Raw genomic sequence first — 14968 nt, 5'->3', positions numbered from 1 at the left:
ATGACTACACTAACGATACGCCCGATAAAACATAAGTTTGCCTTTATAGGTTTTGCGGTGTTTTCTCTGTTACTTACCGGCTGTGCCAGTAAAATAAATGAAGAGCAACATCAACAATTGTTAGAGGGTTTTATTGAACGCGCTGATGTCGCACCTAACTTATCAGGAATAGACGAAACAAATTGGTGGTACCAATTAAATTCACCACAACTTAATAAGTTAGTAGCAAATGCGTTAGCCAAGAATCACGACTTAAAAACCAGTCAATTACAGCTACAAAGTACACTTGCCAGACTCGGTGAGCAAAAAGCCGAGTACTTACCGCAAGGAAGTGTTGCTGTTTCAGCAGCACGAAGTAGTTTAGCTGATACTATCACTCGCCAATCCAATGCGAATTTTGGCGTTGATTGGCAGCTTGATTTGTTTGGCCGCGTCACGGCTTTGGTTGATGCAGCAAACGCTTCAGCCATGAGTAAAGCTGAACAGCTCAGGTTATTAAAGGTTGAAATAGTCTCTTCTGTCGTAAAAGGCTATATAAACTATCAAGGTAACTTAGAAAATGAGCTAATCATTACGCAACAAATTGAAGCATTAAAACAAAGTATTGATGTACTGAAAGCGCGCGTTGATGAAGGGGTTGCTAATGAACTTGATCTTAATCGAACCAAAGCACAACTTAGTCAACAACAAGCCCTTTTGCCGGAAATAAAATACGCGCAATATCGTGATTTATCAACGCTTGCGTTATTAACAGGGCAATTTACTAATGAAATAATATTGACTGAAAAACCAGGCTTTTTATCAAATGAATTGGCGGTTGAAATTGCAAATCCCAATAATGCGATTGCGCTACGACCGGATATCAATCAAGCATTATTTAATTTTAGCCAAGCTTATTCACTGAGTGTTGCTGCAAGTAAGGCACTTTTACCAAATATTAGTTTAAGTGGATTTGCTGGTGTATTGGGTTTAAACAACACTCGTTTGGTTGACACTCAACAGCAATGGCAAGTGAACCCACAAATAGAGTGGTCCTTACTAAGCTACCCAGCATTAATCGCACAAAAACAAGCACAGCAGCTTTTAAGTGAAGCAGCATATAGTGATTACCAGCAAGTGGTGCTTAAAGCAATTAATGAGAGTGAATTATCGCTTCAGTTTTTAGTCAAGCAAACCAATCAGCATGCCTATGCACAGGCTAGATTTAAGCATGCTAATAATGCCTTTTTGCAGGCTCAAGCTATGTATCAAGAAGGACAAATTCCATATCTAGAGTTGTTAGATGCGCGGCAGGATGTTTTAATAGCGGAAAAAAATAATATTGATACATCCATCATGTCATTAATTGCCAAAGTAAGTACCTATCAAGCATTTAATGGTCATTGGAGTCACCAGTTAACAATCGAACATTAGAGTTAAAATGGCGTTAAACGAAACAATACAACTTTGCGACTTACCCAACACAATGAAAGCCATTGTGTTGGAACAACCTAATGAGCAAATGCAATTATCAACCATTGAACTTGAATTACCCAAGTGCGATGAAAATGAAGTGTTGGTAAAAGTTGAATATGTTGGCTTAAACCCATTAGATGCCCAATTTGCTAAAGCGGGCTTTTGTAAATGGCAATATCCACATACTATTGGTTTAGATGCTGTCGGTATCGTCGTACAAGCAAATAAAGGATTATTTCCTAGTATTGGCGACCGTATTATGTGGCACTCTAGCCTAGCTCAACAGGGCGTGCTAAGTGAATACGCTAAAGTGCCAAACTATGCAGTATCAATAATTCCAAACGGTGTTCCTTCAAGTACAGCAGCAACCCTTCCTTGTGCTGGTATGACAGCACTTATTGCCTTAAATAAAATACAATTATCTGAAGGTGATACAGTATTCATTGAAGCGGGTGCAGGTGCTGTTGGACAGTTTGCCATTCAATTTGCCAAGCAACGAGGGGCAAATGTGTTTACTACAGCATCAAAGCGTAACCATAAACTAGTGAAAAAATTAGGTGCCGATGCTGTTTTTGATTATCGTGATAAAAAACTTTGTGAGAAAATTAGAACTGCCTTAGGCCCTCAAGGTTTTGACGCGGTTATCGATTCTATCGGCGGTGAAACAACCGTTAGAAATATTGAACTAATGCGGTTTTGTGGTCGAATTGCTTGTTTAAAAACCTTACCCGTATTAGCACCTGAATTAATGTTTAGAAAAGCCCCCAATATTAGTATTGTCTCGCTGGGTGGAGCTTGGTTAGCTAACAGCTTATGTGCACAACAACATATGAGTTTTATGAGTAAATTATTACTCGAAAATGTCGAAAATGCTGAAATCACGACGCCAGAACAATTTATTATCGACTTTAATGAACAAAGCATTTCAAAAGCACTAGAAAAACAAATATCAGGTGAGTTTACTGGCAAACAAATCGTTAAACTATCGTGATATAAATGACCTCAATTCCTAAAAATTTAGCGGCAACGCTTGATAAATTAATAGCTTCACAACAAGGTCTATACCAAGAGGGCAACGTCGCTGATTATATTCCTGCGTTAGCAACAGTTTCCCCTGAATTGATGGCAATTTCTGTCGCTACTCTTGATGGTAAATTAGTATCCGCCGGTGATGTTCACGTGCCATTTTCTATTCAAAGTATTTCGAAAGTATTTGGTTTAGTAATGGCGATGAACCGTTTAGGTGATTCATTATGGCACAGAGTCAGAATGGAACCTTCTGGCCAGCCTTTTAATTCAATTATCCAGTTAGAATGGGAACAAGGTATCCCGAGAAACCCGGTTATCAACGCCGGAGCTTTATTAGTAGCGGATGTTTTGGCGAGTCATTATTCATCAAGTAAACTTGCTTTTCTATGTTTTATGCGCCATTTGGCCAATGATGAAAATATTCATATAGATCAAGACGTGTATCAGTCAGAGTTATCTCACGGCAACCGTAATGCTGCCTTAACTTACCTGATGAAAAGTTTTGGTAATATAGAAGCTGAAGTGCCTGAGGTACTTAGTCATTATTTTACTCAATGCGCAATTTCTATGAATTGCCAACAGTTAGCACAGAGCTTGTTATTTTTAGCGAACAAAGGAGTTGACCCAAGAACAAAAGAGCAAATTTGTACTAGGCAAGATTCACATCGCATTAACGCCATTTTATCGACCAGTGGTATGTATGATCAATCAGGTGAGTTTGCATTTTCCGTTGGTTTACCCGCCAAAAGCGGTGTCGGTGGAGGAATAGTTGCAATAATCCCAAATTATGGCGTTATTTGCTCATGGAGCCCCCCTTTAAATAAATTTGGCAACTCTGTGGTTGGAATGAATTTAATATCAGGGTTTGCAAACGAACTAGGCTTATCCATCTACTAAAGTGGCGACATCCCTCGTCTTAAAAATAAATTTCCCCCTAAGAGATAAATTTGTTCCTGAATACTTAATTTAATTAACTTCAACCTAAAGATACTCTTCGGTACGCTAGTACCCCTAAAATACCAAAAATAAAAGTAATAAAACCAGTAGGCTCTGACACTGATAACGGAGGTGCTAGTCTCGGGGAATATGCAGTAATTACGGGTTCATCAAGAGTTATTCGCCCTTCTCTCACTAAATAAGTTCCGACGCCCGAATTACCAGTATCATAATACTTACTGTAATCGACAGGAAACTCAGGTGAATATACCTTTCCTCCCCCTAACGTAACGCCAAATAATGAAAATTTATTTTCGTTATCGAAGTAAAAACCAAAGGAAGAACTAGCGCTAGTAAGGCCAAATAGGGAAGAAAATTTTTGAGCTAATACAGTATTACCCGTACTGTAACCTGGAGAATTATACGAAACTGACTCACCAAAAAAACTTAAGAAAAGTTGTGTAACTTGACTACCATTCGCATAACTAAAGCCATTTTCATTATGAGGAGTTAATGCATTTTCATAGGCTTTGCCATCTGTAACTGACAAATCTAACCACGTTAAATTCGTTGCTTCATCGTATACCGCTAAATTATCACCATAGTTAACATAATCTGACTGTATTAAAGCCGCTTCGGCATTTTTAGTACTATCACAACTAAAAAGTACCCCTAATATTATTAACACTAATTTATATTGCATTCTGTTATCCAGCTATTTTTAGATTTATCTTCAAAAACTCGGGTGTGATAAATCCTTTATCTTTATAACCAAAATCAAGTTCAAAAAACACAAGGTTAATCTTATGATTTATAAGGCTTAATAGCTCCTTTCTTTAATAAATTAACATAAAATCTTAGTGATTTATAACCTTTTTTAACAAAATTGGTAACAGGTATTTCAAGAAACCCATCAACAAAGTGGTTGACCAGGAATGTAGCGACAATTAATCTATTCTTAAACTGAAATGAATCAATTAACCACCTATATGGTTTAATTTCCAAATATTGAAAGTTTATAGTTACTTTACAATTTCAAGTGATACATCAAGTAAAATCAATTCAAACTATTGGTTTATAGGTATTAATTTATTAACTTTCAGGAAAAATTTAAGATAGCTGTTACACTTATTTTAATAATAAAAATTGATTGAAATGGATAAGGCAATGGCGAACAAAAACAAAGGTGCTACAGAAAATAATAATGACAATACTTCAGTTGACGAACTATCTCAGTTAAGAGCTATTGTATTTGGTGCCGCAGAAACAAAACTTATTACACAATTAACGGCCTTACGTAGCGATATGGAAAAATCGCTCGATTCATTAGAGCAACGTTTATCTAAAAAAATATCAGAATTTCAAAAGGATGTAGAATCTAAGCAGTTAGAAATCGACAAACGAATCACTTTCATAGATAAAATTCACGATGAAAATGAAGCTAATCTACAAAAATCATTAGACAATCTATATTCTGAGCATGAAATGTTCGCTAGCGCCACTCAGCAAGATTTTAAAGAGTTAAATCAATCACTTGATAATGAAAGTTCAGCCCTAACCAATAATTTTGATCAACAACTTAGCCAATTGAAAACACATTTAGAAGAAGTATCAAATGAGCTGACGTCTTCAAAAACAGATAGAAAAACATTAGCTAAATTGCTGGCGACTATGGCAACTAACTTGGAAGATGACCAGATATAATGCCAAAAGATATCTCAATATCAGACCAAGAATCACAACAAGAGTTAGAAAAACTAAGACAGATAATTCTAGGTCAGGATAACCAGCTGATCACCGATGCGGTTAATAAAAAAGCCCGAGGCATTGTTTCTGATGTGATAACAGAAGCTTTTCATGATCGTCAGAAAAAAGACGACTCAATAAAAAAAGTACTTTTACCCATTGTAGAAAACTCTGTAGAACACTCGGTTACGCATCATAGCGATCGATTAATCAGTTCACTTTACCCACTTATGGGCAGTTTAGTGAGAAAATCAGTCGGAGCTTTTCTGACTAATTTTATCGAAAAAACCAATCAATTAATTGAACACAGTTTTACCATAAAAGGCTTGAAATGGCGTTTTAAAGCCTGGCAGGCTGGTGTTAGCTTTACTCAATATGTTGTTTCACAAACTTATAATTATCGTGTTGAACATATCTTTCTGATTCATCAAGAAACAGGGTTATTATTAAAAGCGGTTAACTTAGATCAACAAAGTCAAAATGATGCCGAATTAATTTCTTCTATGCTTACCGCAATTAATGATTTTGTTGGTGATTCATTTCAATTAGACGAAAACGGCGTTAAAGAGCAACTACAAACAGTTAGTACTGATAGTTTCAACTTACTTATTAAGCCAGGACCTAGTGCAATTATTGTCGCTGCAGTTACCGGAACCCCTCCGCAGGCGGTAAATGAACAATTGCAACTTACACTTGAGGAAGTTCATCATTTATATCAACAAGAATTTAATCAATTTAATGGTGATAATGCCCTTTTTGAAAATGTAGACACACAATTAAACGACTGCCTTCTAACCGAAGAAAAACCTGAAAAAGCATCAAACCAAAAAAAGCCTTGGTTTGCGTGGCTAATGATAGTTTTGGCAATTCTATTTGCCGGTTTTAAAACGCTAAATTGGTACCAACTTAATACTTTACATCAGCAAATTATGGCAATTGATCATGAAGCTGGCATTGTTGTAAAAAACCTTGATGTGCATTCAAAGCACCTGATCTCTTTAGATTTAATGCGTGACCCTAATGCTTTGTCTGTACAAAATTGGTTCGAATTACAACAAATACCTTTTGAAAACGTTGTATTAAAAGAACGAAGATTTTATTCATTATCGCCAGTCATCATCAAACAGAGAGTAGATAAATTATCAGCAAACTTTCCTGACTTAAATTTTGATTGGCTTCATGAAGAATTAATACTGACGGGTAATATTGATTTTATAAAATATCAACAGTTAACCGCAAAACTTGAAACGTTAGGTATAAATCCAAGCGAGGTAAACCGTCAAAACTTAACAATAATGAGCAGCGATGTGCTTGCCCAATCTAATACGATTAACCAACAAATTTTTAAAGATCTTGTCGGTAAAATATCGACTATTCAACTAAGTTTTACCAGTGGTGATGATCAAGTAAACCAAGCAATGGAAAGTGACTTATTACAGCTGAAACAACAGTTTTTATATTTATCATCATTAGCTAATAAGCTAAATAAAAAGGTTGGCTTAATTATTATGGGAAGTAGTGATAATACCGGTAATACAAGTATGAATAATGCCCTTAGCTTAAAGAGAGCTGAAAACACCGCTATTGCATTAACAAAATTAGGTTTAGATAGAGAGCAAATATTTGTGACTGGTTTAGGACAAATTAACATAAAAGATGTGAAAAACACCGCTAGAAAGGTTATGTTTAATATTATCTATATTGACGATACAGCAACATAAACATTTGTTAGCTTTTAATATCAATAATAAATTTGAAAAAACAAAGATTTAAAACTCACTAACACCAAGAGATGGATTTTGATTCAAAAGAAAATATGCCTCTTAGGGGCGTCTAGCGTAGGAAAAACTAGCTTAGTTAAGCAATTTGTTGAAGGCATTTTTAATGAAAAATACCTGACCTCAATAGGCGTGAAAGTTGATAAAAAAGTTGTCAATGTTGCACAACAAGCCGTTCAATTAATGTTGTGGGATATTGAAGGCTATGATCGCTACAATGTTTTTCAAGATAAGTATTTACGAGGAGCCGCCGCTTATATCATCGTTGTTGATCAAACGAGAAGTACTTCATTAATTGAAGGGTTGGAAATTCATTCACTTGCTCAAAAAGCCAATAATGTACCGGCTATTCTCGCCATTAATAAAAGTGACCTTCAAGCTAACTGGCATCTAGAAGATAGTAAAACTATCCAATATCAAACCTTGTTTAACGCTCATTTTAATACCAGCGCGAAAAACGGCAGTAATGTAGAAGAAATGTTTCAAGCAATTGCCGCGTTAACGCTTCAGGAGCAATAGTATGCATACCACCTTACTTAGCGTACTCAACTCTTTACAACAGGTGATTTTTGAAGTTACTAACGCTGAAACAGGAGAGGTGCAACGTATTGCTGGAAACAGTCAATGGGCTTTTGATTTATTCCCTCAATTGCATCAACAAGACACCATAATAATTGATGATCACACTCCGTTTTTACAAGACTTTTTAATTGATGCCCAACAAGTATGGCAAGGTAATAACAACAATACGCTTAAATCAGGTTTTTGGACTGAAGTTACTGAGAATAAAAAAGAATTGCATCTTGAAGCGACAGCAATAAGACATAACGAGACCAATATCTTACTAATAACCAGCTTAGCAGAAGAGTTTAAGAGCAAACAAAATACCTTACAATCCGCACGTGAATTATTACTCTCTAATGATCGATTAATCGAGCAAAATGAATACTTACATACTCGTTTGCTTTCGATACTTAAAAAGCCTGAGCAGCAAGGCGATATATTAATTGCTTTAACAAAAGCCATAGAAAATGCGGGATTCTCCGTTATCATCACCGATAATTCACTACAAACATTGATAGAAAATTCGTCAACCTATTCCTTATTTGAACAACGACGCCAAGCACTTGATCACGATGAAAAACCCATTGATATTATTCTTAATTTAATGAAAGCTCAATTGCCTGAATTTGATCGAATAATGAGCACCAAATCGGGGTGGGATGGAGAGCTTTGTTGGATATCCCCTCCTTCAACATTAAAATGGTTAAAAATAGCCTTATATCCAGTAAAAACTGAACTCAACGAAGTGAATAACTGGATAATTTTTACCAATGATATCACTAGCATTAAACATTTAGTTCAGAAAAATGAACAACTTGCATTACAAGATATGCTAACTGAATTACCAAACCGTTTCTCTTTTTGGCAAAAACTAGAACAGCAAACAACAGATAACAAACCTTTTTACTTATTATATATAGATATCAATAATTTCCGTTCTCATAATGAATATTATGGGCATGATGATGGCGATAAATTATTAATTGAATTAAGTGAAAGAATTTCGGGAACGTTAAATAACAATGACTATTTAGCACGAGTTGGTGGTGATGAATTTGCCATTATTTTATCTGACATTGAAAATCAGCATGACTGCCAAACGAGACTTAATAAAATATTAGCTTGTACTCACAAACCGTTTATTAGCACAAAAGATGAGCCTTTCACTATCAGTGTAAGTGTTGGTGCTGCTAATTATCCAAAAGATGCGAATAGTGTTGAAGAATTAATGAAATTTGTCGATTTGAGTGCTTATAGCGGTAAAGCACATAATAAAAATTCAATACAATTTTACTCACAATCATTACAAGACGCTTCGTTGCATATTATCGAATTAGAAAAAGAGCTTAGAGATGCTATCAAGTATCAAGAGTTTGAATTATATCTACAACCCATTATCAATTTAGAACAGAATTCCATTCATAAAGCAGAAGCATTAATACGATGGAACCATCCGGAAAAAGGTACCATTTCCCCGATTCAATTTATTCCAGAAGCTGAGAAAAGCGAATTAATAAATGCGATTGGTCACTGGGTAATAAAATCCGCTTGTGCCTTAGTTAAACAATTGAATAGTCATGGGTATAGGATAAAAATTTCAATTAATTTATCTCCTTCCCAAGTCATTGAAGAAAATTTATTTTCCTTTATTCATAATTGTATTAAAGAATATAACATTGAACCTGATTTATTAGAGTTTGAAGTAACCGAAGGTGTTTTAGTCAATGATTACGCAATAGCTGAAAAGTTATTAAGTAAAATCAGAGCAATAGGCATGAGTGTTTCTGTTGATGACTTTGGTACCGGTTATAGTTCATTAGCTTATCTTAAAAAACTCCCTTTAGACTTTGTTAAAATAGATCAATCATTTGTTAAAGATATTGTAGTTGATGATAACGACAAAGCTATCGTAAGAGCAGTAATTGCAATGGCGCATAATTTAAATTTAGGGGTAACGGCAGAAGGCGTTGAAACTGATGAGCAATTAAAGTTTCTGAAAAATAATGCCTGCAACTCGGTCCAAGGTTTTTTATATAGTCGTCCTGTAAATTTTGAATCTTTCCTAAAATTAATAAAAGAATTTTATTAAATCCGGCATTCAGAAAAACACGCACTTCAAGGTTTATCCCATATTTCAGGACAGGTTAAATTAATTAATCTATCGAGTGATTTTATCTCGTTTGTCTAACACATAGGGTTTGCATATGATGAACTTGTTTTCGGAATCTCCCCAGATTTCTAAATTTTTAAACATTTGTTTGATGTTAAGGGTGCGTGTTTACGCACCCTTTTTTTCTACTCATTATTTTATTTGTAACCTCTCTTCAAAGTTGTCATTCAATATTGCTGTTTTTAATAGAATCATTGATTTAATAGCTAATAAGCAGGCAAGCTTTCAACAAAATTCACCTCAGTGATATTTGCACCAATAACTTGCAACGCACCAAAACAGAGCAAAAAATCCATTTGTATTGCCAAAATTTGCACCAGCTACTTTTATAATATAGATAAAAAACTTCTATAGCCCTGATAACGCGTAATGAAAACAAAAACAATAAATGGTTGGCATTACTGGTCTGACAATTGCTGTAGGGACATTGGGATCATCAAAAGTATTAATTAATGGCTATTCAAACACCTATCCGCGGACTGCGATCTTTTTGTATTGCAGCCAAATGTTTAAGTTTCAAACATGCAGCTTCACAACTTTTTCTAACACCTTCTGCTGTCAGTCACCAGATAAAACAACTAGAAGAACAAATAGGTTTCACTTTATTTGAGCGACAAACTCGTGCGATAAAATTAACCACCTCGGGAAAGAAATTTTACAACGCAGTACAACCTATTATTCAAGAATTAGAAGCGACAATAGGCAGGTTTACTGCTACAGAAGAAAATAAAACCATTACCATCACCTTACCGGAATTTTTTGCCAGTGAATTGTTTATTCCAAAACTAAGTGTTTGGACGGAAGCGAATCCGACCATCAACTTGCAATTGGAAACAGTAAAATCGGCGAATCAAACAAATATTCCAGCAGAGCTTTCTATTGTTTTAGCCAATGGCAAGCCAAATGGCAGCATTGTTCATGAATTATTTCCGATACGTTATGCACCTGCGTGTAATAAAAGTTTATATAAAAAATGGTCAAGTTTAGGCTACGACGCCTTAAAAGAAGTTCCACTTATTCTTCATCAATCTCGCCCTTGGTCATGGCATCAATGGGCTGATCGTGTTGATATTGAAGATTTTGATCCTAAGCAAATCATTCAATTTGACAGTATGTTTGGTGTAGCAAGAGCCGCCCAACAAGGAATGGGCATTGCTTTAGTACCATTGCCTATGAGTAAATCATGGTTCAGTGAACAATTATTAGTGAAATTATTTGATCATGAACTCGTCACCAATGATAAATATTTTTTAATTAGGCATGAAAATATCAACGAAGGAAGTGAGCTTGATAGCTTTGCAAGCTGGATTAAACAAGAATTTTCATTATAAGTGAATTAATTTCAATTGATGGCTGTAATTTTGTCGTTTGTCAGCCATCCGTCTTTTCCTTAAAGTTAAAACCGTCAACAACATTGGCACTTAAATTAACGTATAACTTTACTTGAAAAGGAAAAGATCATGAAACTTAACTCACTCGTTTCAAAAACATTACCCTCATTATTACTATTGTGTAGCAGCGCAACATTTGCTTTTGACAGCGTAGAAAAATTTAAAGTTGCAGTAGTAAAAGATACTACAGGCGCTGATAAAATTATCGCTGGTGAATATACCGATGGTATGAAAGCCATTGAGATGCACAAAAAAATTGACTACAACCATGCAATGAACTTATGTGCAGCGCAAATTAAAACATTTAAATTTGAAAAAGCTGAAGAGTCTTGTACTAAAGCGATTGATTCAATGTCTGCAAACGCTACTCGCGGTCGCCATGGTAAATTATTAAAAGCATTAGCTTATAGTAACCGTAGTATCGCTAAACATTTGAACAATGAAAGCTACAGTGCTTATGAAGATTTATTAACAGCGAAGTCTTTATCTGAAAATGCAATTATTTTAGATAACATTGCTTACTTCAAATCATCAACCAGCATGGCTTCATCAGTTGATTTAGATACTGTCGCAGCAGATTAAGGAAAAGACATGAAAGACTTAAAAAAACAATGTGAACGCATTATGCTATTTTGTTACCAAGTCAGTCATTTATCTTTATCGCAATGGAATATTGAAAAGCTGCAAATGAAAACCTTAGGTGCAAATCGACAGCAAAACGCTAACTAGAGAATATTTATGAGAAACGTGATTGGGTGTAACAATGAAACCGCAATGTTACACCCTACACCTTTAGAAGAAGAATCCTCAGACAATCAACATTTAGCACGCCATTAATTCATCCTATCTCTTTTACAGCACTAGAAAGCCAATTCATACACTGTTAGAATCTAGCCAAGTTAATTTTTAGAGAACATGAGAAAATTTTAAGATGGGCAGAGCTTACCAAAACCGTAAATTATCAATGGCCAAAACCGCTGGCGCTAAAACTAAAGTTTATTCTAAATACGGAAAAGCAATTTATGTTTGTGCTAAAAATGGCGGATTAGATCCAGACGGCAACTTAGCGCTTCGTGGTTTAATAGACAAAGCGAAAAAAGACCAAGTACCTACTCATGTTATTGAAAATGCAATAAAAAAAGCATCGGGTGCCGGTGGTGAAGATTACGCTGAAGCCCGTTATGAAGGTTTTGGACCTGGTAACTGTATGGTGATAATCGATTGTTTAACTGACAATGGTAACCGTACGATCAAAGATGTTCGTCAATGTTTTACGAAAACAAATTCTAAAATTGGTTCTACCGGTACGGTTTCACATATGTTTGATCATCAAGCGGTATTTGCCTTTAAAGGCGAAGATGATGAAGCGGTATTAGAAAACCTGATGATGGCTGATATCGACGTAACTGATGTTGAATTAGAAGATGGTATTATTACTGTTCACGCTCCACATACAGAATTTTTTAAGATCAAAACAGAATTCGCCAACAGCATGCCTGAATATGATCTTGAAGTTGAAGAAATTACTTGGGTTCCTCAAACCTATACAGAAATTACCGGCGAAGAAGATACCGCTAACTTTGAGAAATTCATTGCGATGTTAGATGATTGTGACGATGTACAAAACGTTTACCACAACGCAGAATTGCCAGAAGAATAATCCTCATTAACTTTTTCAGCTAAACATTACGCGGTTAAAAAGTTACATGAACGCTAGTTTTAAAAGCACCTTTACGGTGCTTTTTTTATTCCTTTAGTAGTTTAAGTAAGATTTGTTCACATTCTGCGGTAGTCATTTGCTTAGGAACAGGGTATTCACAGTAAGCTTCTTTCATAGCGCGTTTAGCTAACAGTGAAATATCTTGTTTTTTCAGTTCAGGAAAAGTTTTTTGAATATTCAACGTAGTATTTAGCGAGATAACAGCTTGAACAAACGCTTTTGCAGCAACTATTTCATTTTCATGCTGTTCAACTATGCCTAAATGATAGGCGATTTTCGCGTACTGCTGAAAAGCGTTGTCAAATGAAAAATGTAGCACATGGGGTAATAAAACCGCGTTAGCTAATCCATGTGGTATATGATAATAACCACCTAACTGATGAGCAATCGCATGCACATAACCAATAGAAGTACGAGTAAATGCCACGCCAGCATAATAACTTGCCAATGACATTTCGGCTCGGGCAGTTAAATTATCTCCTTGTTGATACGCTTGTGGCAAATAAGTAAAAATTCGTTGTATAGCCGCTAAACTGTATGATTGAGTTTGTGCCGTACCATGTAAACCTATATATGATTCAACAGCATGTGTTAATGCATCAATACCAGTTTCAGCCGTGATTTTTGCTGGCAGACCAACCATCAGCAAAGGATCTAAAATCGCGTAATGAGGAACCAAACACGGATCTATCACAGTAAATTTTTGTTTCTTACTCGGATCAGTAACCACGGCAACTAAGGTAGCTTCAGAGCCAGTACCTGCAGTAGTTGGGATAGCAATAAATGGCGGAAGTTTTTTTCGTACCTTAAATAATCCCGATAACGTTTGAATGTTTTTATTTTTAACTACCGAGGCAGCGATTGCTTTACCGCAATCCATTACTGAGCCACCGCCGATAACAATCATGCTGTCACAGTTGTTCTGTTGATATAAATGAACCCCTTGTTCAATAACGGCAATGGTTGGATCAGGCGTCACTTCATCAAAAATAACGTAAGGTAATTGTGCTTTTTCGAGAAAATCAGTCAGTTTTTTAACGACACCTACACCAACAAGCGTCTTATCAGTCACAATAAAAGTATTGCGACTGTTAGCATCCTTTAATATTTCAGCCGACTGACGTAATTCTCCTGAACCGTTGATCAAGGTTGGCATTGGAATGTGAATAAGTCGATTTACATATCGACGGATAAAAATAATGAAAGAATGGATCACAAAAAACTCGATAAATAACAGCAGATTTTATCATCTAACTACGATAGATGGTTGTTGTCAACTGGTCTAACCTTGGCTAGCTCCTTTCTTTAAAACTATAAACACGGTATTAAAAAATTAGCGTTGACTCTTTTCTGATTGTTTTACCTTTTGCCAATACTGCTCTAGTGTTTCAAGGTTGTGTTGTTCAAATGCTTTTCCTGAATCGACAACTTGCTGCTCTATGCCATGAAAACGTTTAGTAAATTTTTGGTTCGCTTTTCTTAACAGGTTTTCTGGGTCTTGTTTGGCGTGCCGACATAAATTAACCACCGCAAACATTAAGTCGCCTAACTCTTCTGCTAAGCCTTGTTGATCGCCAGCCAACTCTTCTTTAACTTCAATGACTTCTTCTTCTATTTTCGCAACAACGTCTTGAATGTTATGCCAATCAAACCCGACATGAGAGCAACGTTTTTGAATTTTTGCCGCTTGCGACAGTGCCGGTAAATTTTTAGGAATATCCGCTAAAATACTGATATTGTCATTTTGATTACGCCTTTGTCGCTCTTTCGCTTTTTCATTTTCCCAATTTTGTTTAATTGCTTCCTCAGTTGATAACTCTTCATTTGCAAAAACATGAGGATGACGACGAATGAGCTTTTCACAAATAGCAGCGACGACACTATCAAAATCAAACTTTTTTTGCTCATTACCCAACTGGCTATAAAAAATTACTTGAAAAAGTAAGTCACCCAATTCTTTTTCTAACTCACTAAAGTCGTTCTGTTCAACGGCTTCCGTAACAGCATCTGCAACTTCATAAGCTTCTTCGATTGTATGAGGAACGATCGTGGCAAAGGTTTGCTTTATGTCCCACGGACAGCCAGTTTCAGGATCACGAAGCTGCGCCATAATCCAACGGAGTTTTTCGATAGAAGGAGTATCATTTAACATGTAAAAAGCTTTCTCATTTACTGATTA

The 14968-nt window shown here is 35.7% G+C and carries 14 protein-coding genes; 11 read left to right on the top strand and 3 right to left on the bottom strand.

Features of this window, described 5'->3' with window-relative positions; translation table 11 throughout:
- Genes Q4493_RS12585 through Q4493_RS12575 form a run of 3 tightly spaced genes read left to right on the top strand, consistent with a single transcriptional unit; the run spans position 1 to position 3381 of the window.
- A complete protein-coding gene (locus Q4493_RS12585) occupies positions 1 to 1413 on the top strand; it encodes a TolC family protein (protein WP_303453159.1) in 1413 nt (470 codons plus the stop codon).
- Positions 1414 to 1420: 7 nt separating this feature from the next.
- Positions 1421 to 2446, top strand: a complete 1026-nt coding sequence (locus Q4493_RS12580) for a zinc-binding dehydrogenase (RefSeq protein WP_303453157.1) — start codon at positions 1421 to 1423, stop codon at positions 2444 to 2446.
- 5 nt (positions 2447 to 2451) lie between these two features.
- Complete coding sequence (locus Q4493_RS12575) at positions 2452 to 3381, top strand: glutaminase (protein WP_303453155.1); 930 nt, start codon at positions 2452 to 2454, stop codon at positions 3379 to 3381.
- 79 nt (positions 3382 to 3460) lie between these two features.
- Here the strand turns inward: Q4493_RS12575 and Q4493_RS12570 are convergent, their stop codons facing one another.
- Positions 3461 to 4123, bottom strand: a complete 663-nt coding sequence (locus Q4493_RS12570; RefSeq protein WP_303453153.1) for a hypothetical protein — start codon at positions 4121 to 4123, stop codon at positions 3461 to 3463.
- A 464-nt stretch (positions 4124 to 4587) separates the two neighbouring features.
- Here Q4493_RS12570 and Q4493_RS12565 point away from each other — a divergent pair, with 464 nt between their 5' ends.
- From Q4493_RS12565 to Q4493_RS12530, 8 genes are all read left to right on the top strand, one after another.
- On the top strand, positions 4588 to 5124 hold the full coding sequence (locus Q4493_RS12565) for a hypothetical protein (protein ID WP_303453150.1): 537 nt from the start codon (positions 4588 to 4590) through the stop codon (positions 5122 to 5124).
- Positions 5124 to 6887 carry an OmpA family protein gene (locus tag Q4493_RS12560; protein ID WP_303453147.1) on the top strand — a complete coding sequence of 588 codons (1764 nt, stop codon included), beginning with the start codon at positions 5124 to 5126 and terminating at the stop codon, positions 6885 to 6887. Before Q4493_RS12565 ends, Q4493_RS12560 begins: the two co-directional genes overlap by 1 nt.
- 78 nt (positions 6888 to 6965) lie before the next feature.
- Positions 6966 to 7463 carry a Rab family GTPase gene (locus Q4493_RS12555; protein WP_303453144.1) on the top strand — a complete coding sequence of 166 codons (498 nt, stop codon included), beginning with the start codon at positions 6966 to 6968 and terminating at the stop codon, positions 7461 to 7463.
- Position 7464: 1 nt separating this feature from the next.
- Complete coding sequence (locus Q4493_RS12550; protein ID WP_303453141.1) at positions 7465 to 9597, top strand: bifunctional diguanylate cyclase/phosphodiesterase; 2133 nt, start codon at positions 7465 to 7467, stop codon at positions 9595 to 9597.
- A 539-nt stretch (positions 9598 to 10136) separates the two neighbouring features.
- Positions 10137 to 11009 (top strand): LysR family transcriptional regulator, encoded by an 873-nt coding sequence (locus tag Q4493_RS12545; protein ID WP_303453260.1) that lies wholly within the window; start codon positions 10137 to 10139, stop codon positions 11007 to 11009.
- Between the two features lie 129 nt (positions 11010 to 11138).
- Complete coding sequence (locus Q4493_RS12540; RefSeq protein WP_303453139.1) at positions 11139 to 11651, top strand: hypothetical protein; 513 nt, start codon at positions 11139 to 11141, stop codon at positions 11649 to 11651.
- A gap of 9 nt (positions 11652 to 11660) precedes the next feature.
- Complete coding sequence (locus Q4493_RS12535; RefSeq protein WP_303453138.1) at positions 11661 to 11798, top strand: hypothetical protein; 138 nt, start codon at positions 11661 to 11663, stop codon at positions 11796 to 11798.
- Between the two features lie 202 nt (positions 11799 to 12000).
- Positions 12001 to 12729 (top strand): YebC/PmpR family DNA-binding transcriptional regulator, encoded by a 729-nt coding sequence (locus Q4493_RS12530; RefSeq protein WP_303453137.1) that lies wholly within the window; start codon positions 12001 to 12003, stop codon positions 12727 to 12729.
- Positions 12730 to 12814: 85 nt separating this feature from the next.
- Here Q4493_RS12530 and Q4493_RS12525 read toward each other — a convergent pair whose 3' ends face one another.
- The gene (locus Q4493_RS12525; RefSeq protein WP_303453135.1) at positions 12815 to 14005 is read right to left on the bottom strand and encodes an iron-containing alcohol dehydrogenase; all 1191 of its coding nucleotides are present in this window, start codon (positions 14003 to 14005) and stop codon (positions 12815 to 12817) included.
- A gap of 117 nt (positions 14006 to 14122) precedes the next feature.
- Entirely contained in the window at positions 14123 to 14941 is an 819-nt protein-coding gene (gene mazG, locus Q4493_RS12520) for a nucleoside triphosphate pyrophosphohydrolase (protein ID WP_303453133.1), read from the bottom strand.
- Between the last annotated feature and the right edge of the window lie 27 nt (positions 14942 to 14968).

It is taken from the genome of Colwellia sp. 1_MG-2023 (assembly GCF_030546755.1).
GTDB lineage: Bacteria > Pseudomonadota > Gammaproteobacteria > Enterobacterales > Alteromonadaceae > Thalassotalea_H.
This window is presented reverse-complemented; position numbering and strand designations above follow the sequence as displayed.